This is a genomic window from Burkholderia sp. E168m22, from assembly GCF_001319805.1.
Lineage (GTDB): Bacteria > Pseudomonadota > Gammaproteobacteria > Burkholderiales > Burkholderiaceae > Burkholderia > Burkholderia orbicola.
Genome location: NZ_BBSK01000022.1, coordinates 116,896 through 136,248, shown reverse-complemented (window position 1 = coordinate 136,248; position 19,353 = coordinate 116,896). Strand labels below are relative to the sequence as shown.

Below are 19,353 nucleotides of genomic sequence, written 5' to 3'. Positions count from 1 at the left end.
CCGGCGGCCGGCCGTGCGCGCCCCGCGCCCGGGCACCGGTGCGGTGCAGGCGGACTACCGATCGGCCGGTCTTGGGCGGCCGACTTCCGGGTATAATTACGGCCTTCCTTTCGCCCCACGTCGCCACCTCGCGCGACTCATCGACGTCAGTCCAGCCCATGGCTCACTTCTCGTGTTTTCCCGGCGCTTCGGCCCTCTCCGATTTCCGTCAAACCCGTCTGCTCGACACGCTCAGGCAAATCGACGCCAACATCGTCGCGGTGCGCGGCCAGTTCCTGCACTTCGTCAATGCGGCCGAGCCGCTGTCGGTCGACGACAGCGCGCGCATCGATGCGCTGATGCACTACGGCGAGCCGTTCCAGCCGGCGGGCGAGAAGGGCGCGACCGAGACCTTCGTCGTGCTGCCGCGCTTCGGCACGGTCTCGCCGTGGGCGAGCAAGGCAACCGACATCGCGCAGCACTGCGGTCTCACGCAGGTGCGCCGCATCGAGCGCGGCGTCGAATTCACGGTCACGCTGAAGTCGGGCCTGCTCGGCGGCAAGAAGGCGCTGTCGGACGACGCGCGCGCGGCCGTCGCGGCTGCACTGCATGACCGGATGACCGAAAGCGTGGTCGCGGCGCGCGACGACGCGAAGCACCTGTTCGACGAACTGCCGGCCAAGCCGCTCGCGAGCGTAGACGTGCTGGGCGTCGGCCGCGGCGCGCTGGAGCGCGCGAACGCCGAGCTGGGCCTCGCGCTCGCCGACGACGAGATCGACTACCTGGTCGACGCGTTCCGCAAGCTCGAACGCAACCCGACCGACGTCGAACTGATGATGTTCGCGCAGGCGAACAGCGAACACTGCCGCCACAAGATCTTCAACGCGCAGTGGACGATCGACGGCGAAGCACAGGACATGTCGCTGTTCGCGATGATCCGCAACACCGAGAAGCTGAGCCCGCAGGGCACCATCGTCGCGTATTCGGACAACTCGTCGATCATGGTCGGCGCCGAAGCCGAGCGCTGGTTCCCGCGCAAGGCCGGTGCGGCCGGCGAGCCGGGTGAGCGCTACGACCGCCACACCGAGCTCACGCACACGCTGATGAAGGTGGAGACGCACAACCACCCGACGGCGATCTCGCCGTTCCCGGGGGCGGCGACCGGCGCGGGCGGCGAAATCCGCGACGAAGGCGCGACGGGCCGCGGCGCGCGTCCGAAGGCCGGCCTCACGGGCTTCACCGTGTCGAACCTCGACCTGCCCGACGCCCGCCAGCCGTGGGAAAACGCGCGCGACGCCGCGCAGCCGGTGGCCGAGCGCAACCCGAACGAGCAGCACGGCCCGTACGGCCGTCCGGACCGCATCGCGTCGCCGCTGCAGATCATGATCGACGGCCCGCTCGGCGGCGCCGCGTTCAACAACGAATTCGGCCGCCCGAACCTCGGCGGCTATTTCCGTGTGTACGAGCAGAACGTCGGCGGCACGGTGCACGGCTATCACAAGCCGATCATGATCGCGGGCGGCCTCGGCAACATCGCGGATCAGCACACGCACAAGCACGACGTGCCGGCCGGCTCGCTGCTGATCCAGATTGGCGGCCCCGGCATGCGGATCGGCATGGGCGGCGGCGCCGCGAGCTCGATGGCGACCGGCGCGAACACGGCCGAACTCGACTTCGACTCGGTGCAGCGCGGCAACCCGGAAATCGAGCGTCGCGCGCAGGAAGTGATCAACGGCTGCTGGCAGCTCGGCGCGGAAAACCCGATCCTGAGCATCCACGACGTCGGCGCGGGCGGCCTGTCGAACGCATTCCCCGAAATCGTCGACGGCGCGGGCAAGGGCGCGCGCTTCGAATTGCGCAAGGTCGCGCTCGAGGAATCGGGCCTGTCGCCGCGCGAAATCTGGTCGAACGAGGCACAGGAGCGCTACGTGCTGGCGATCGCGCCGGCCGACCTGCCGCGCTTCGAGGCGATCTGCGCGCGCGAGCGCTGCCCGTTCGCGGTGGTCGGTGTCGCGACCGACGAACGCCAGTTGAAGCTCGTCGACGACGAAGCGACGGGCGCCGACGAATACCCGGTCGACATGCCGATGGAAGTGCTGCTCGGCAAGCCGCCGCGCATGCACCGCGACGTCACGCGCGTCGCGACCGAGCGAGCGCCGGTCGACGTGACGGGCATCGCGCTGTCGGCCGTCGCGCTCGACGTGCTGAAGCACCCGACGGTCGGCAGCAAGTCGTTCCTGATCACGATCGGCGACCGTTCGGTCGGCGGTACGTCGGTGCGCGACCAGATGGTCGGCCCGTGGCAGGTGCCGGTGGCCGACTGCGCGATCACCGCGCTCGACTACGCGGGCTTCAAGGGTGAGGCGATGACGATGGCCGAGCGCACGCCGCTCGCCGTGATCGATGCGCCGGCATCGGGCCGCATGGCCGTCGGCGAAGCGATCACGAACATCGCGAGCGCGCCGATCGCGTCGCTCGACAAGCTGAAGCTGTCGGCGAACTGGATGGCCGCGTGCGGCACGGCCGGCGAGGACGCCGCGCTGTTCGACACGGTCAAGGCGATCGGCATGGAGCTGTGCCCGGCGCTCGGGATCGGCATCCCGGTCGGCAAGGACTCGCTGTCGATGAAGACGAAGTGGGACGAGCAGGGCGTCGCGAAGGAAGTCGTGTCGCCGGTGTCGCTGATCATCTCCGCGTTCGCGCCGGTCGAGGACGTGCGCCGTCATCTCACGCCGCAACTGCGCCGCGTCGCCGACGCGGGCGACACCGTGCTGATCGCGATCGATCTCGGCCGCGGCAAGAACCGGATGGGTGGCAGCATCTTCGCGCAGGTCACGCAGCAGGTCGGCGACACGACGCCGGACGTCGACGACGCGGAAGACCTGAAGCGCTTCTTCAACGCGATCCAGTCGCTCAATGCGCAGGACAAGCTGCTCGCGTACCACGACCGCTCGGACGGCGGCCTGTGGGCGACGGTGTGCGAAATGGCGTTCGCGGGCCATGCGGGCGTGTCGCTGAACGTCGACATGCTGACGCTCGACCCGAACCACGAATCCGACTACGGCGACGCGAAGGACTGGGCGAAGCAGACGAGCGGCCTGCGCGACGACCGCACGCTGCGCGCGCTGTTCTCCGAAGAGCTCGGCGCTGTCGTGCAGGTGCGCGCATCCGACCGCGATGCGGTGCTCGGCGCGCTGCGCGAATTCGGTCTGTCGACGTGTTCGCACGTGATCGGCTCGGTCAACGATCGCGACGTGATCGAGGTGTACCGCGACGCGAAGAAGATCTTCGATGCGCCGCGTGCCGAACTCCATCGCGCATGGAGCGAAGTGAGCTGGCGCATCGCGCGCCTGCGCGACAACCCGGCCTGCGCGGATGCCGAATACGACGCGCTGCTCGACGCGGCCGATCCGGGCCTCTCGCCGGTGCTCACGTTCGACCCGGCCGACGACATCGCCGCGCCGTTCATCGCGACGGGCGCGCGGCCGCGCGTCGCGATCCTGCGCGAGCAGGGCGTGAACTCGCATCTGGAAACCGCGTACGCGTTCGATCGCGCAGGCTTCGATGCGCACGACGTGCACATGAGCGACCTGCTCGCCGGCCGCGCGACGCTGGCCGATTTCGCGGGTGCGGTCGCGTGCGGTGGCTTCTCGTACGGCGACGTGCTGGGCGCGGGCGAAGGCTGGGCGAAGACGATCCGTTTCAACGCGAACCTTGCCGACATGTTCTCGGCGTTCTTCGCGCGTCCCGATACGTTCGCCCTCGGTATCTGCAACGGCTGCCAGATGCTGTCGAGCATCGCGTCGATGATCCCGGGCGCGGAAGCGTGGCCGAAGTTCACGCGTAACAAGTCCGAGCAGTTCGAGGCGCGCTTCTCGTTCGTCGAGGTGGAGAAGTCGCCGTCGATCTTCTTCGCGGGGATGGAAGGCTCGCGGATTCCGGTCGCGGTCGCGCACGGCGAAGGCTACGCGGACTTCTCGCAGCAGGGCGACATCGATCGCGTCGCGGTCGCGATGCGCTACGTCGACCACCGCGGCGAAGCGACCGAACGCTATCCGTTCAACCCGAACGGGTCGCCGGCCGGCATCACGTCGGTCACGACGGCCGACGGCCGCTTCTCGGTGCTGATGCCGCACATGGAGCGTGTGCATCGTACGGTCACGATGAGCTGGCACCCGGAAGGCTGGGGTGAAGCGAGCCCGTGGCTGCGCGTGTTCCGCAACGCGCGCCGCTGGATCGGCTGATCGGATGATGTTCGACCCGAACGCGCCGGTCGAGGTCGTCACGCTGCGTGACGAACGGGCGAGCGAGGCCGATGCGATCGGCCGCGTGATCCGGGCGGCGTTCGCGGGCGAGCCGCAGGGCGGCGAGTTCGAACAGCGCATCGTCGACACGCTGCGCACGGACGGGGCGCTGAGCGTATCGCTCGTCGCGGAGCGCGACGGGCGTATCGTCGGGCACGTCGCGTTCTCGCCCGTCGCGATCGGCGGCGAGCCGGCCGGCAGCCAGCAGTGGTACGGGCTGGCACCGCTCGCGGTGCGGCCCGATTGCCAGCGGCAAAGCATCGGCGCGGGGCTCGTGCGCACGGGGCTCGACGCGTTGCGGCGGCTCGGCGCGCGTGGCTGCGTGGTGCTGGGCGAGCCCGCGTATTACACGCGTTTCGGGTTCGAACCGCACGGCGACATCGTGTTTCCAGGCGTGCCGCCCGAGTATTTCCTCGCGCTGCCGTTCGACGAATCGGCGCCGCTGCCGGCGGGCGACGTGCGTTATCACGACGTGTTCTATCCCGCCGCGTAGCGAACGCCGCAGGCGGGTAACACCTGGTATGGGAAAGCCGCTCTTCGGAGCGGTTTTTTATTGCGCGTCGGCCACGCACCATCGCGTCGCGCTACATCTGTTTCGTGCACGTCAAAAGAAAAAGCCGCTCCGAAGAGCGGCTTTTCGATGCGCGTATGACGCGCGCCGGCGTTACTGGATCTTCGCCTGCTGACGCAGACCTTCCTCGAACGCCTGCAGCTTCTGCTGCACGAGCTGCTGCGCGATCTGCGCCTTCACCTGGTCGAACGGCGGCGGCGCGATGTCGCGGATGTCGTCGACGCGGATGATGTGCCAGCCGAACTGCGTCTTCACCGGCGCGTCGGTCATCTGGCCTTTCTGCAGCTTCTGCGCGGCTGCCGCGAATTCCGGCACGTACGCCTTCGGGTCCGACCAGTCGAGATCGCCGCCGTTCTTGCCCGAACCCGGGTCCTTCGAGTATTGCTTCGCGAGGTCCTCGAACTTCGCGCCGCCCTTGATCTTCGCGATCAGGTCCTTCGCCTGCTGCTCGTTGTCGACGAGGATGTGGTGCAGGTGGTACTCGCGGTTGCCGCCCACGCCCTTGACGAGTTCGTCATAGCGCGCCTTCACTTCGGCATCGGTCGGCTGGTTCTTCTTCAGGAAGCTCTCGATCATCGAGCGCAGCACGACGGTCTGCTGCGCGACGGCGACTTGCGCCTTCACGTCCGGACGATTCGGGATGCCTTCGCGGATCGCTTCCTGCATCAGGATTTCGCGGTTCACCAGTTCCTGGCGCACGGCCTGCTGCAGTTGCGGGCCGTCGGTCTGGCCTTGCTGGACGAGCTGCGCGACCATCGCGTCGGCGCGCGACTTCGGAATCGGCGTGCCGTTGACGACGGCGATGTTCTGGGCGAATGCCGGTGCCGCTGCAAAAGCAGCCGCCGCGACCCACAGGCGGGGGGATTTCAGGATCATCGGGAATTCCTAATGAGACTAGATTGAAGATTCGTTGAATTCTTCGGGCGTGTAAGCCACGATCGCGAGCGCGTGAATGCCGCGCTGCATCGCATCAGCGAGCGCATCATACACCAGCCGGTGCCGCGCGACGCGCGGCTTGCCCGCGAACGCGGACGAGACGATCGTGACCGTGAAATGGCCGCCGGAGGCCGCGCCCGCATGGCCCGCGTGCTGCGCGCTGTCGTCGCGCACGGTGAGCGACAGCGGCGCGAGCGACGCGGTGAGGCGCGCTTCGATCAGCGCGATGCGTTCGTCGGCGGAGGCGTGGAGAAAGGCGTCGCTCATGTCATTCGTCCTTCAGGTACTTCGTGAGCCACAGGCTCTGCAGGATGATGAACACGACCATCGCGCCCGTCGTACCGAACAGCTTGAAGTTCACCCATTGCGATTCGGTGAAGTTGTGCACCACGTACAGGTTCGCGACGCCGAGCACCGCGAAGAACAGCGCCCAGGCGACGTTCAGCTTGTCCCACACGGGCACGGGCAGCGTGAGCTGCTTGCCCATCATCTTCTCGATCAGGTTCTTGCCGAACGCATAGCGTGCGGCGAGCAGCCCGATCGCAAACAGCCAGTACAACACAGTCGGTTTCCATTGAATGAATTTCTCGTCATGCAGGACGAGGGTGGCGCCACCGAACACGACGATCACGCCGAGGCTGACCCACAGCATCGTGTCGACCTTCCGGTGCCGGAAGGCGACCCAGGCGACCTGGGCCAGCGTCGCGACGATCGCGACGGCGGTGGCGGTGAAGATGCCCCAGACCTTGAAGGCGACAAAAAACAGGATGATCGGAAACAGATCGAACAGGAATTTCATGGCGCTCGCAGCTGCGTGACGGGCCGCTGGCGCGGCCCGTCACCGTTGTAGGGACCCGCCAGGCATCGCCGTCGCGGATCGGGGGCGGGCCGCCCCGGGCTGGCTGCCTCGGCGATCCGCCCGGCGCCGCTCATTCGTTTTCGGGTCGGGACTCGAAGTTTAACGCAGCCGAATTGATGCAGTACCGCAAACCGGTCTTGTCGCGCGGGCCGTCCTCGAACACGTGGCCCAGATGCGCGCCGCAATTGTTGCAGCGCACTTCGACGCGCACCATCCCGTGCGAGTAGTCGACCTTCTCGTCAATCACCTCGCCGTTGAGCGGCTTGAAGTAGCTGGGCCACCCGCAGCCGGAGTGGAACTTGGCGCCGGATTCGAACAGCGGCGTGCTGCAGACGACGCACTTGTAGATGCCGGCGTCCTCGGTGTCGGTGTATTCGCCGGTGAACGCGCGCTCGGTCGCCGCGTGCTGCGTGACCTCGTACTGCATCGGCGTGAGCCGGCGGCGCAGTTCGGCGTCGTCCTTCTGGTACGGGAAGGTCTTGTCGTCGGAATCGTGGGACATGGGGGTTCTCCTGATCGGTCGGTCGAGATGCGCGGGTTGCGGGCTCAGGACGAGCAGCTCACTTCGAGCGAGCCGGCCCAGTCGGGCGGCAACGCCGCGTACGCTTCATGCTCCGGTTGTTCGTCGAACGGACGGCGCAGGATCTGCGCGAGCCGCTCGACTTCCGAAAAATCCTTTTCCTTCGCGCGCCGGATCGCGACTTCGGCCAGATGGTTGCGAAGCACGTATTTGGGGTTCGCGCGGTTCATTGCAACCGCGCGCGCCGCGTCGTCGCGCGTTTCCTCGGACAGCCGCGCGCGGTAGAGGTTCGCCCAGGCGTCGAATGCTTCACGGTCGATGAAGAGGTCGCGCACGGGTGCGTCGCGGCTCGCGTCGTGCTTCGAGATCTGCGCGAGCCGGCGGAACGTCAGCGTGAAATCCGCGTGGCTCGCATGCATCGTCTCGAGCAGCTTGTTCGCGAGTTCGGCGTCGCCCTCGCGTTCGAGTTCGAGGCCGAGTTTCGCGCGCATCGCGCGTTCGAGCGCGGGGCCGAAGCGCTCCGGAAACTTCGCGAGCACGGCCTGTGCGTCGTCCACCGCGCGCTCGGCGCGCGCATCGTCGTCGGCGATGCCGTGCTGCAGCCCGATCAGCGGCAGCAGCGCCTGCGCGAGGCAGTAGCAGTTCCAGTGCGCGATGCGCGGCTGCATCCGGTACGCATAGCGGCCGCTGGTGTCCGAGTGGTTGCAGATGTGGTTCGCATCGAACGCATCGACGAAGCCGAACGGACCGTAGTCGATCGTCACGCCGAGAATCGACATGTTGTCGGTGTTCATCACGCCGTGGCAGAAGCCGACGGCCTGCCATTGCGCGACGAGGTCGGCCGTGCGCAACGTCGCCGCTTCGAGCAGCGCGAGGTACGGATCGTCCGCGTCGCGGCAGGCCGGATAGAAGCGGTCGATCACGTGGTCGGCAAGCTGGCGCAGCAGGTCGGGGCGATCGTTCGAAAAGAAGTGCTCGAAGTGGCCGAAGCGCACGAAGCTTTCCGACACGCGGGTGACGACGGCCGCCGTCTCGATCTCCTCGCGCACCACCGGCTGGTCGGAGCCGATCACCGTCAGCGCGCGCGTGGTCGGGATGCCGAGGTGATGCATCGCTTCCGAGCACAGGAATTCGCGGATCGACGAGCGCAGCACCGCGCGGCCGTCGCCCATGCGCGAATACGGCGTGCGGCCGCCGCCCTTGAGCTGCAGTTCGTAGCGCCGGCCGTCGGTGCCGGGCAGTTCGCCGATCGTCAGCGCGCGGCCGTCGCCGAGCTGGCCGGCCCACACGCCGAACTGATGGCCGGAGTAGACCGACGCGTACGGCATCGCGTGCGCGGGCCAGTCGCGCGTCGGGTTGCCGGCGAACAGCTCGGCGAAACCCGGCTGCGCGGCGATCGAGGGCGGCAGGTCGAGCAGTTGCGCGACGTCGTCGGAAAAGCCGACGACGTACGGCGCGGCGAGCGGCGCGGCCGGCAGCCGCGTATGAAACGCGTCGCCGAGCGTGACGAACGCGCGTTCGGCGGGCGCGCCGAGCGTCGCGGCGAGGTCGGGCAGGGTGTCAGCCGCATCGGCTGCGCTTCGGGAAAACGACATATTGAGCGCCTCTGGGTAAGCCGATATTGTAAGGCGGCGCCGCGCCGCCCGCATGGCGGCCCGCGCACCGTGCGCCACGCCCGTCCGGGGCCGCTGACGGGCGCACACCGGGATGGCTTCCGTACGGAAACCGTCCCCTGGCTGGTCACCGATTCGCATCCTCAGGGAGAACAAGACGATGGGTAAGCCGTTGCTGGGCCAGATGATGGATGTGCCGCTGCTGGTGTCGTCGCTGATTTCGCATGCCGCGCGGCACGCCGGCGACACGGAGATCGTGTCGAAGCGCGTGGAAGGCGACCTGCATCGCTATACGTACCGCGATTGCGAACGCCGCGCGAAGCAGCTGGCGCAGGCGCTCGCGCGGCTCGGCGTCGGGACCGGCGACCGCGTCGGCACGCTGGCGTGGAACGGCTACCGGCACCTGGAAGCGTATTACGGGATCGGCGGGATGGGCGCCGTGTGCCACACGATCAACCCGCGCCTGTTTCCCGAACAGATCGCGTACATCGTCAATCACGCGGAAGACCGCTACGTCTTCTTCGACATCAATTTCGCGCCGCTCGTCGATGCGATCGCGCCGCAATGCCCGCACGTGAAGGGCTGGATCGCGATGACGGACGCCGCGCACCTGCCGTCCGGCGCGACGCCGTTCCTCTGCTACGAAACGCTCGTCGAAGCCGAGGACGGGCGCTACGACTGGCCGCGGCTCGACGAGCAGCAGGCGTCGGGGCTCTGCTACACGTCGGGCACGACCGGCAACCCGAAGGGCGTGCTGTATTCGCATCGCTCGACCGTGCTGCATGCTTACGGCGCCGCGCTGCCCGACGCAATGAACCTGTCCGCGATGGACGCCGTGCTGCCCGTCGTGCCGATGTTCCACGTCAACGCGTGGGGGCTGCCGTACGCGGTGCCGCTGACGGGCGGCAAGCTCGTGCTGCCCGGCAAGGATCTCGACGGGAAATCGCTGTACGAGCTGATGGAGGCCGAGCGCGTGACGTTCTCCGCGGGCGTGCCGACCGTGTGGCTCGGCCTGCTGAACTACATGCGCGAGGCCGGCGTGCGTTTCTCGACGCTGAACCGCACGGTGATCGGCGGCTCCGCGTGCCCGCCCGCGATGCTGCGCACGTTCGAGGACGAATACGGCGTGCGCGTGATCCATGCGTGGGGGATGACCGAACTGTCGCCGCTCGGCACGCTCGCGAAGCTCAACTGGGCGCAGTCGCAGCGGCCGCTCGACGCGCAGCGCCGGCTGCTCGAGAAGCAGGGGCGCGTGATCTGCGGCGTCGACATGCGGATCGTCGGCGACGACGGCCGCGAGCTGCCGTGGGACGGTGTCGCATTCGGCGAACTGCAGGTGCGCGGGCCGTGGGTGATCGACCACTACTTTCGCGGCGATGCGTCGCCGCTGTCGGACGGCTGGTTTCCGACCGGCGACGTCGCGACGATCGACCCCGACGGCTTTCTGCAGATCACCGACCGCAGCAAGGACGTGATCAAGTCGGGCGGCGAGTGGATCAGCTCGATCGACATCGAGAACGTCGCGATCGCGCATCCCGGGGTGGCCGAAGCCGCGTGCATCGCGTGTGCGCATCCGAAATGGACCGAGCGGCCGCTGCTCGTCGTGGTGCCGCGCGAAGGCGCGAACCTGACCCGCGACACGCTGCTCGCGTTCTACGAGGGCAAGGTCGCGAAATGGTGGATTCCGGACGACGTCGTGTTCGTCGAATCGCTGCCGCACACCGCGACCGGCAAGCTGCAGAAGCTGAAGTTGAGAGAGACGTTCCGCGATTACGTATTGCCCACCGCGGTGTGCGCGCCGTAAGGCCTAAACCCGGGTCGCCGCCACCCCGCGCATCGGTCGCCCGATCCGTCCCCGGATCGGGAGCAAAATTCAAATTGAACGACCGTGCTTTTTCGTTGTATGCTGCCTCCGTTCATCCGGACATGCGGCCGTTCGACCGCGCACAATGAAAGCGCAGCCAATCCGGCGCGCGATGCATGGAGGCAGGCAGATGGCAGTGGATTACTCGACTCGCGACGGCGTGGCCGTCATCACGCTCAACAATCCGCCCGTCAACGGGCTCGGCCTGTCGACCCGCCAGGGCGTCATGGACGCGCTCGATCGCGCCGCGCGGGACCCGTCGGTCACGGCCATCGTGCTGACCGGCGCGGGCCGCGCGTTCTCGGGCGGTGCCGACATCACCGAATTCAATACGCCCAAGGCCTTGCAGGAGCCGACGCTGCACACCGTGATCCGCGCGGTGGAGGCGAGCGCGAAGCCGGTCGTCGCGGCGCTGCACAGCGTCGTGATGGGCGGCGGCCTCGAGCTTGCGCTCGGCGCGCATTACCGGGTCGCCGCGCCCGGCGCGCAGGTCGCGCTGCCCGAGGTGAAGCTCGGGCTGCTGCCGGGCGCGGGCGGCACGCAGCGCCTGCCGCGCGCGGTCGGGCTCGAAACCGCGCTGAACATGATCGTGTCGGGCGCGCCGGTGCCGTCGGAGCAGCTCGCGAAGAGCGGGCTGTTCGACGAAATGGCCGACGGCGACCTGCTCGACGCGGCCGTCGCGTTCGCCCGCAAGGTCGGCGCGCAGAAGGGGCCGCATCCGCGCGTGCGCGATCGCAAGATCGTCCACGAGAACGCGGCGGGCTTCATCCAGTTCGCGCGCAATTCCGCGCGGGCCGCCGCGCCGAATTACCCCGCGCCGCACAAGTGCATCGACGCGATCGAGGCCGGCGTGCTGAACGGCTTCGACAAGGGCAGCGTCGCCGAGCGCGAAGGGTTCGTCGCGCTGATGATGACGCCGGAAAGCCGCGCGCTGCGCCATGCATTCTTCGGCGAGCGGGCGGCGAGCAAGATTCCCGACGTGCCGGCCGATACGCCGCTGCGCGAGATCCGCCGGGTCGGCGTGATCGGCGCGGGCACGATGGGCGGCGGGATCGCGATGAACTTCATCAACGCGGGGCTGCCCGTCACGCTGCTCGAGACGAAGCAGGATGCGCTCGAGCGCGGCCTCGCGACGATCCGCAAGAACTACGACGCGCAGGTGAAGAAGGGCAAGCTCACGCAGGAGAAGCTCGATGCGCGCCTGGCGCTGATCACGCCGACGCTGTCCTACGACGACCTGAAGGAGGCCGACCTGATCGTCGAAGCCGTGTTCGAGGAACTCGGCGTGAAGGAGCAGGTGTTCAGGAAGCTCGACGAAGTCGCGAAGCCGGGCGCGATCCTCGCGTCGAACACGTCCACGCTCGACGTCGACAAGATCGCCGCGTTCACGAAGCGTCCGCAGGACGTGGTCGGCATGCACTTCTTCAGCCCCGCGAACGTGATGAAGCTGCTCGAGGTCGTGCGCGGCGCGCAGACCGCGAAGGACGTGCTCGCGACCGTGATGGCGGTGGCGAAGAAGATCCGCAAGACGGCGGTGGTGTCGGGCGTGTGCGACGGCTTCATCGGCAACCGGATGATCGAGCAGTACATCCGCCAGGCGCTGTTCATGCTCGAGGAAGGCGCGCTGCCCGCGCAGGTCGATCGCGCGATCGAGAAGTTCGGCTTCGCGATGGGGCCGTTCCGGATGAGCGACCTCGCCGGCAACGACATCGGCTGGGCGATCCGCAAGCGGCGCTACGTCGAGCAGCCCGATCTGCAGTATTCGAAGATCGCCGATCGCCTGTGCGAACAGGGCCGCTTCGGCCAGAAGACGGGCGCCGGCTGGTACGACTACGTGCCGGGCGACCGCAAGGCGAAGCCGTCGTCGCTCGTCGACGAGATGGTCGTCGCGTATTCGAAGGAGCGCGGCGTCGAGCGGCGCAAGATCGGCGACGACGAGATCGTCGAGCGGCTGGTGTTCGCGCTCGTCAACGAAGGCGCGAAGATCCTCGAGGAGAAGATCGCGTCGAAGGCGTCCGACATCGACATGGTCTACCTGACCGGCTATGGCTTCCCGCTGTGGCGCGGCGGGCCGATGCTGTACGCGGATACGGTCGGCCTCTATAACGTCGAGCGCGCGATCCGCCGCTATGCGGCCGCACCGAACGGCGACGCGTGGCAGCTCGCGCCGTCGATCGCGGAACTGGCGAAGGCCGGCCGCGGGTTCAACGGCTGACGCCGCCGCATCGCATCGCGGCGCGACCGATCCTGTCTGGAGACACGCAATGAAACGCACCGACGACGTCCTGCTCGTGATCGACGTGCAATACGACTTCATGCCGGGCGGCGCGCTCGCGGTGCCCGACGGCGATGCGGTCGTGCCGGTGATCAACGCGCTCGCGCAACGCTTCGACCAGGTCGTGCTCACGCAGGACTGGCACCCGCGCGAGCACGTGTCGTTCGCGGCGAACCATCCGGGCCGCGAGCCGTTCTCGACGCTCGCGCTGCCGTACGGCGAGCAGGTGCTGTGGCCCGTGCACTGCGTGCAGGACACCGACGGCGCGGCGCTGCATCGCGACCTCGACATCCCGCACGCGCGGCTCGTGATCCGCAAGGGCGGCGACGCGCAGGTCGACAGCTATTCCGCGTTCGTCGAAGCCGACCGCACGACACGCACGGGGCTCGCGGGCTATCTGCGCGAACTCGGGGCGAAGCGCGTGTGGTGCTGCGGGCTCGCGACCGACTATTGCGTCGCGTGGTCGGCGCTCGATGCGCGCGCGGCCGGTTTCGAAGCCGCGGTGATCAACGATGCGTGCCGTGCGATCGACCTGAACGGGTCGCTCGCGCACGCATGGCAGCAGATGCAGGCAGCGGGCGTCGTGCATGCGACGTCCGCGGGCGCGCGCCCGGCGGCGTAGCGCATTTCCCATCCGAATCAGCAGGACCGAAGGAGACTCGCATGACCGAAGCCGTAATCGTATCGACCGCACGCACGCCGCTGGCGAAATCCTGGCGCGGTGCCTTCAACATGACGCACGGCGCGACGCTCGGCGGCCACGTGGTCGCGGCCGCGCTCGAACGCGCGAAGCTCGACCCGGCGCGCGTCGAGGACGTGATCATGGGCTGCGCGAACCCCGAAGGCGCGACGGGCGCGAACATCGCGCGGCAGATCGCGCTGCGCGCCGGCTTGCCGGTCAGCGTGCCGGGGATGACGGTGAACCGTTTCTGTTCGTCGGGGCTGCAGACCATCGCGCTGGCCGCGCAGCGGATCATCGCGGGCGAAGGCGAGGTCTATGTGGCCGGCGGCGTCGAGTCGATCTCGTGCGTGCAGAACGAGATGAACCGGCACATGGTCCAGGAAGGCTGGCTCGTCCAGCACAAGCCCGAGATCTACTGGAACATGCTGCAGACCGCGGAAAACGTCGCGAAGCGCTACGGGATCTCGAAGGAGCGGCAGGATGCCTACGGCGTGCAGTCGCAACTGCGCGCCGCGGCCGCGCAGGAAGCCGGGCGTTTTCGCGACGAGATCGTGCCGATCACCGTGCTCGCGGGCATCGCCGACAAGGCGACGGGCCGCCTGTTCACGCAGGAAGTGACGGTCTCGGCCGACGAAGGCATCCGCCCCGACACGACGCTCGAAGGCGTGTCGAAGATCCGTTCGGCGGTGCCGGGCGGCGTGATCACCGCGGGCAATGCGAGCCAGTTCTCGGACGGCGCATCGGCATGCGTGGTGATGAGCGCCGAGGCCGCGCAGCGCGAAGGGCTGCAGCCGCTGGGCGCGTTCCGCGGCTTCGCGGTGGCCGGCTGCGAGCCGGACGAAATGGGCATCGGCCCGGTGTTCGCGGTACCCAGGCTGCTGAAGCAGGCCGGGCTGAACGTCGACGACATCGGCCTGTGGGAGCTGAACGAGGCGTTCGCGGTGCAGGTGCTGTACTGCCGCGACACGCTCGGGATCCCTGAGGACCGCCTGAACGTCAACGGCGGCGCGATCGCGGTCGGCCATCCGTATGGCGTGTCGGGCGCGCGCCTGACGGGCCATGCGCTGATCGAGGGCAAGCGGCGCGGCGTAAAGTACGCGGTCGTCACGATGTGCATCGGCGGCGGGCAGGGCGCGGCCGGCCTGTTCGAAATCCTCTGATCTTTGACCGGCGGCGGCCGCGGTGGCGCTTTGGCGTTACCGCCCGCCGTCGCAGCGAATCGGCGCGGCGCGCGCGCCATTCGCAACCACCGGGAAGCACAAGGCATGCACCCGGCAATGCCGTTTCCCCGGACTTGTCAAACGAATTGCCCCACCTATACTTGCTCTGACATTTGCCTTTCGGCACGATGGGCCAGATCGCGCGTCGCGTGATCCGTGCCGAGACGATTCGAACCAACGCAGCAGACCGACCGGGGACCGAATGAGTACGACCTATGCAGCCGGGGAACCGCCGCGCGTCGTCAGCGCGGCCGCGAGGCTCTACGCGAAATGCCTGCTGGTCGGATTCGCGTTGCTGCCCGCCTATCTGATTGCCTATCTGTGGTTCTTCAGCGACCGGGGCGTCGTGTTCGAGAACCACGCTTTCCATGAAATCGCGATCGCGGCGGCGACGCTCGAAGGCGCGTTCGTCACCTACGTGACGTGGGTGTGCTACCGGTCGTCCGGCGAGCCGCTGCTGCGCTGGCTGACGCTCGGGTTTCTCGGCTTCGCGATGATCTATGCGCTGCACGGGGCGTTCACCGGGATGGCGCACCACAATATCTGGCTGTTCCTGCTGTACGGGCCCGCGTCGCGGTTCGTGATGTCGGCGCTGCTGCTCACGGGCCTGCTGTCGTATTCGCGTCCGCCCGACCGGCTCGACAAGCGCACGAGCGTGCGGACGTGGTTGCCGTGGATCGTGTTCTTCCTGATCGTCAACGTGGCGGTCGCGTACATCGCCTATTCGCCGGTCGCGGGCGCGCTGGGCACGCGGCTGTCGATGGAAGGCGGCGCGCTGGTGTTCTCGCTGCTGAACGTGTGCCTGCTGCTCGCGCGGCGCATCCGCTCGCCGCTGATGGTGATCTACGGCGTGTCGATCATGGCGTTCGCGCTGTCGTCGCTCGCGTTCATCCTCGGCAAGCCGTGGAATCACATGTGGTGGCTCGCGCATGCGATCTTCGCGGGCGGATTCTTCCTGCTCAGTTACGGCGTCGTGCAGGCGCTGCAGACGACACGCTCGTTCTCGGCGATCTACAGCCAGGAAGACCTGATGAGCCGGCTGTCGGAATCGATGGCGCGTACCGAGAGCGCGCTGCAGGAACTGCGGCGCACGAACCAGAAGCTCGAATACATGGCCGCGACCGACCCGATGACGGGCGCGTCGAACCGCCGGCAGTTCATCGCGCAGGTCGAGCGCGAGATCGTGCGGGCCGAGCGCGACGGCACGCCGTTCTGCCTGCTCGCGCTCGATCTCGACAATTTCAAGAACATCAACGACGCATACGGGCACCAGATCGGCGACGAGGTGCTGCGCGGCGTCGTGCGCCAGTGCCTCGAGGCAATTCGGCCGGCGGGCGCGCTCGCGCGGGTCGGCGGCGAGGAGTTCATGGCGCTCTTGCCGGAGATGCCGCTCGAAGGCGCGCGGATGACCGCCGAGCGCGTGCGTTCGTCGATCTCGAGTTCGCCGTTCGGGCTCGACTTCAAGCGCGTGCAGGTGACGGTCAGCGTCGGCGTCGCGCAATACGGCGTCGACGGCAGCACGGTCGATGCGCTGCTGCGGGTGGTCGACGAGCGGCTGTATCAGGCGAAGCGGGAAGGGCGCAACCGCGTGGTGTCGCGCTAACCGGATTTGCACCGAAAGCCCCGGCGGCGGGAGTGCCGCCGGGGCTTTCGCGGGCCGGTGTCGGTATCGGCCTGCTCACGCGCGGCGACGCGCTAGCGTGACGCCACCGCCGTCGCCTGCTTCGACTGGTCGTCCTGCATCGACTGCGACGCCTGCCACCAGTACTTGCCCGCGCGCTGCTGCGGATCGCGGATCGCGAGATACGTCGTACTCCAGAGCTGCGCCGCGTTGGCTTCGGTCGCATCGGCGCTGCGCGTGCCGAATGCGTCGGTCTGGTACTTGCCGTTCACGTAGGACCACGTCCACATTTCCGACGTGCGCATGTCGCGTCCGTTCGAGATCACCTGCCAGATCGTCTGCCGCGCCTGCGTGAGCAGCGTGCGCGTCGCGGCCGACAGGTCCTGACGCGCCAGTTGCCGATCGAGCCCGGCCACCCACATCGCCTGCTGCCACGACCAGATCACCGTGCCGTGATACGCGGAGCTCGTGAACTTCGGCCACAGCGACGAGCTCGCATACGCGGGGTTCGCGATCAGCATCCCGACATCCGTCACGAGCCCGGTCGGGAACGGCCGCGTGACGTCACTGACGATCCGCTGGAGCTGATCGTCCGGCGGCGTACCGAACAGCAGCGCGAAACCGCCGTCCGAATTCATCACCGGAATCGGGTTGCCCTGCTGGTCGAGCGACAGCGCGTAGAAGGCCAGCGGTGCGTTGGGCGCGGCGCCGGCCGGCACGCCAGCGGACGGCGCATAGGCCGACACGTCGGTGGCCGCCTGCGCGGCCGGCACGCTGACCTGGAACAGCGGCGGCGCCTGCGTTTCCCACGTGACCGCCTGGTTCGCCGTGTTGGCGAGCGTCGCGCGTTGCTGGGCATCGAGGTACGGATCGAGCAGGCCGCGGGCGAGGAACGCGTTCGCCGCGCGCAGCGCGGCCGGCACGAGCACCGCGTTCACGTCGTACGGGTACACGCCGCCGCCGAGACCGTCGGTGCTGTCGCGCCAGTTGCCGACGATTTCGCCGGGCCGCAGGTGGATCAGGTTCGCGACCGACGGCTGCTGCGCGAACGGTTGCGCGGTCGTCGCGACGTGCAGCAGATTGACGACGAGGCGGCTGCCGTTGGTCTGCCCGTCGCTGCCGCGCTGCGCCAGATACGCGGCGGCGCGGGCCTGGCCGCGCGCATCGTCGATCAGCCACGCGGCCGCGATCGGTGCGAGCAGGTAGTCGCTGTCGATCATCTTGTAGTCGTAGGTCGGTGTCGCATCGTTCGGCCGCCCGTTCTTCTGGTTGTCGACCAGCGCGAATTCGCCGATGCCTTCCTCGTGCGCGACCTTGCCGTCGGCCGACAGGCGGCTCAGCACCGACGACAGGCCGGCCTCGATCGCCGCGGGTTCGAGCACGGGCATCAGCATGCGGACCGAGATCAGCGTGTCGCGGCCGAAGTACGTGTCGTACTGCCACGAGCCGGCCAGCAGCTTGTCGTTGAAGCTCAGGAATTCGAGCACGTTCTGGCTGACCGGGTCGGGATTTACCGACGGTGCGAACAGGTCGGCGTGCGTGATCGGCGACAGCGGCGTCTCGCCCGATAGCGCATCGATGTGCAGCTTCAGCGTGTGCGAACCCGCGGGTGCGTTGAGCACGAGCTTGCCGCCCGCTGCCGGCGCGATGCTGCCGCCGTCGCGCAGCGTGATGCGCAGCGCATAGCCGGGCGCGCCGTCGAGCCGGTCGCGTTGCCATTGTGCGGTGCTGCCCTGGACCGTCGGCGCGGTGAGGATCTGCTGCGGGATCGTCGCGCCGCCGTTGAAGTCGCGCAGGAAGCGCACGTTGCTGAGCACGCCCTGCCGGATCGTCAGCGTACCGGTGTCGACCGACACGTCGGCGCCGATGCCGTACAGCGGGCGGCCGTGCGTGTCCGGCGCCGACAGCGCCGACGGCGGCGTGTCGAGGGTCCAGTTCACCGGCTGCGCGGTGTCGTCGAACCACAGCCCGGTGCCGCTGTTGCCGGCGGGGAACACCACCAGCAGGCGCGGCTTCGTCGACGAGCGCACCAGCAGGTGCGCGGCGACCTTGTCCTGCCGGTAGAACGCGTTGATCTGGCCGCCGGTGTCCATGCGGAACGACAACGCGGCGGTGTTCGATGGCGGGGTGGTGGACTTGACGTCGTCGTCGTTGCAGGCCGACAGCAGGCCGGCGCAGACGAGCCCGAGACACAGCGACTTCGCAAGGCGATGCATGTTGATGTCCCTCCTGATGACTGGCGATTTTTTATCTGGATGTTCTAAGCGGCGGATCTTTTGTCCGTTTGGTCTCGCTTTGTATTCACTCTGCCGAATAATCGAAATGAATCGGGGTGTTGCGCTTCTTCGAAAGGAAAATAGGTTGGCAAATTAACAGAATGGCTGATAAATGCCGAACGCTGAAAACGACAGGGGCGAGCGTCGATTTCCTACGGGAAGGCCGATACGAAGGGCCTTCGCGCAGGTGAGCTGCGAATCCGGAGCGGCGAGGAAAACGATACGTAAGCCGTCGTAGGCGATTCTAAATTTACGGGAAAGTCGAAGTCAATAATGTTTTGTTTTTCGCGTATTGAATTGGAAAATTGGTCGCAATTATTACCCGCATCGCCGGTAAAACTTGCGATTTGACGAATTAGGAATTAACGCACTCCGGATATCCGGTGACAAAACGATCGGCAATACTCCATCGGGCCGGCGATTGATGCCGGACAGGAAACGAATCGCCGCGTTATGTCGGTCGGTGTCGTGACGGGCCGACATGTGCCGCAACCGCGCGGGCGACCTTCTCAGCAATCCGTGTTCCTGCGTCTGTCCGTAGTGCGAGGCGTCGTCGTCTGATCTCAAACCGGCCGCTGGCGGACGCAGTACGGCGGGCCGTCGCCTTCGGAGCCGCGCCGGCAGAAGCCGCTT

13 protein-coding genes are annotated in these 19,353 nt (G+C 67.7%); 7 read left to right on the top strand and 6 right to left on the bottom strand.

The annotated features are described in order from the left end of the window. Positions 1-158: 158 nt before the first annotated feature. Both purL and AP428_RS07130 read left to right on the top strand, forming a co-directional pair. Positions 159-4,223: a phosphoribosylformylglycinamidine synthase gene (purL, locus tag AP428_RS07135; protein ID WP_011549617.1), complete on the top strand. Its 4,065-nt coding sequence runs from the start codon at positions 159-161 to the stop codon at positions 4,221-4,223. 4 nt (positions 4,224-4,227) lie between these two features. After that, the gene (locus AP428_RS07130) at positions 4,228-4,776 is read left to right on the top strand and encodes a GNAT family N-acetyltransferase (RefSeq protein ID WP_011694305.1); all 549 of its coding nucleotides are present in this window, start codon (positions 4,228-4,230) and stop codon (positions 4,774-4,776) included. A gap of 171 nt (positions 4,777-4,947) precedes the next feature. Here AP428_RS07130 and AP428_RS07125 read toward each other — a convergent pair whose 3' ends face one another. From AP428_RS07125 to AP428_RS07105, 5 genes are all read right to left on the bottom strand, one after another. Continuing rightward, positions 4,948-5,730 carry a peptidylprolyl isomerase gene (locus AP428_RS07125; protein ID WP_011549619.1) on the bottom strand — a complete coding sequence of 261 codons (783 nt, stop codon included), beginning with the start codon at positions 5,728-5,730 and terminating at the stop codon, positions 4,948-4,950. A gap of 18 nt (positions 5,731-5,748) precedes the next feature. Next, on the bottom strand, positions 5,749-6,057 hold the full coding sequence (locus tag AP428_RS07120; RefSeq protein ID WP_006478588.1) for a BolA family transcriptional regulator: 309 nt from the start codon (positions 6,055-6,057) through the stop codon (positions 5,749-5,751). 1 nt (position 6,058) lies between these two features. Beyond that, the gene (locus AP428_RS07115; protein WP_006478589.1) at positions 6,059-6,589 is read right to left on the bottom strand and encodes a septation protein A; all 531 of its coding nucleotides are present in this window, start codon (positions 6,587-6,589) and stop codon (positions 6,059-6,061) included. Between the two features lie 130 nt (positions 6,590-6,719). Continuing rightward, positions 6,720-7,151 (bottom strand): peptide-methionine (R)-S-oxide reductase MsrB, encoded by a 432-nt coding sequence (gene msrB, locus AP428_RS07110; RefSeq protein ID WP_011549620.1) that lies wholly within the window; start codon positions 7,149-7,151, stop codon positions 6,720-6,722. A 44-nt stretch (positions 7,152-7,195) separates the two neighbouring features. Beyond that, a complete protein-coding gene (locus tag AP428_RS07105) occupies positions 7,196-8,764 on the bottom strand; it encodes a YdiU family protein (RefSeq protein WP_011549621.1) in 1,569 nt (522 codons plus the stop codon). Between the two features lie 178 nt (positions 8,765-8,942). Between AP428_RS07105 and AP428_RS07100 the strand changes: the two genes are divergently transcribed. The 5 genes from AP428_RS07100 (at position 8,943) to AP428_RS07080 (ending at position 16,426) form a co-directional block, all read left to right on the top strand. Further along, positions 8,943-10,586, top strand: coding sequence for a 3-(methylthio)propionyl-CoA ligase (locus AP428_RS07100; protein WP_054927909.1), 1,644 nt, complete (start codon positions 8,943-8,945; stop codon positions 10,584-10,586). A 190-nt stretch (positions 10,587-10,776) separates the two neighbouring features. Next, positions 10,777-12,861: a 3-hydroxyacyl-CoA dehydrogenase NAD-binding domain-containing protein gene (locus AP428_RS07095; RefSeq protein ID WP_054927908.1), complete on the top strand. Its 2,085-nt coding sequence runs from the start codon at positions 10,777-10,779 to the stop codon at positions 12,859-12,861. Positions 12,862-12,910: 49 nt separating this feature from the next. Then, positions 12,911-13,543: a bifunctional nicotinamidase/pyrazinamidase gene (gene pncA, locus AP428_RS07090; RefSeq protein ID WP_023475610.1), complete on the top strand. Its 633-nt coding sequence runs from the start codon at positions 12,911-12,913 to the stop codon at positions 13,541-13,543. A 41-nt stretch (positions 13,544-13,584) separates the two neighbouring features. Next, a complete protein-coding gene (locus tag AP428_RS07085; RefSeq protein ID WP_054927907.1) occupies positions 13,585-14,763 on the top strand; it encodes an acetyl-CoA C-acyltransferase in 1,179 nt (392 codons plus the stop codon). A gap of 262 nt (positions 14,764-15,025) precedes the next feature. After that, positions 15,026-16,426, top strand: a complete 1,401-nt coding sequence (locus tag AP428_RS07080; protein ID WP_006478595.1) for a sensor domain-containing diguanylate cyclase — start codon at positions 15,026-15,028, stop codon at positions 16,424-16,426. 92 nt (positions 16,427-16,518) lie between these two features. Here the strand turns inward: AP428_RS07080 and AP428_RS07075 are convergent, their stop codons facing one another. Next, positions 16,519-18,660 (bottom strand): hypothetical protein, encoded by a 2,142-nt coding sequence (locus AP428_RS07075; RefSeq protein WP_054927906.1) that lies wholly within the window; start codon positions 18,658-18,660, stop codon positions 16,519-16,521. Between the last annotated feature and the right edge of the window lie 693 nt (positions 18,661-19,353).

Coding starts and splice junctions, on each gene's coding strand:
- msrB (WP_011549620.1), bottom strand. CDS start 7,151: ATGTCCCACGATTCCGACGACAAGACCTTCCCGTACCAGAAGGACGAC.
- AP428_RS07115 (WP_006478589.1), bottom strand. CDS start 6,589: ATGAAATTCCTGTTCGATCTGTTTCCGATCATCCTGTTTTTTGTCGCC.
- AP428_RS07125 (WP_011549619.1), bottom strand. CDS start 5,730: ATGATCCTGAAATCCCCCCGCCTGTGGGTCGCGGCGGCTGCTTTTGCA.
- AP428_RS07120 (WP_006478588.1), bottom strand. CDS start 6,057: ATGAGCGACGCCTTTCTCCACGCCTCCGCCGACGAACGCATCGCGCTG.
- AP428_RS07085 (WP_054927907.1), top strand. CDS start 13,585: ATGACCGAAGCCGTAATCGTATCGACCGCACGCACGCCGCTGGCGAAA.
- AP428_RS07075 (WP_054927906.1), bottom strand. CDS start 18,660: ATGCATCGCCTTGCGAAGTCGCTGTGTCTCGGGCTCGTCTGCGCCGGC.
- AP428_RS07080 (WP_006478595.1), top strand. CDS start 15,026: ATGAGTACGACCTATGCAGCCGGGGAACCGCCGCGCGTCGTCAGCGCG.
- AP428_RS07130 (WP_011694305.1), top strand. CDS start 4,228: ATGATGTTCGACCCGAACGCGCCGGTCGAGGTCGTCACGCTGCGTGAC.
- purL (WP_011549617.1), top strand. CDS start 159: ATGGCTCACTTCTCGTGTTTTCCCGGCGCTTCGGCCCTCTCCGATTTC.
- AP428_RS07105 (WP_011549621.1), bottom strand. CDS start 8,764: ATGTCGTTTTCCCGAAGCGCAGCCGATGCGGCTGACACCCTGCCCGAC.
- AP428_RS07095 (WP_054927908.1), top strand. CDS start 10,777: ATGGCAGTGGATTACTCGACTCGCGACGGCGTGGCCGTCATCACGCTC.
- pncA (WP_023475610.1), top strand. CDS start 12,911: ATGAAACGCACCGACGACGTCCTGCTCGTGATCGACGTGCAATACGAC.
- AP428_RS07100 (WP_054927909.1), top strand. CDS start 8,943: ATGGGTAAGCCGTTGCTGGGCCAGATGATGGATGTGCCGCTGCTGGTG.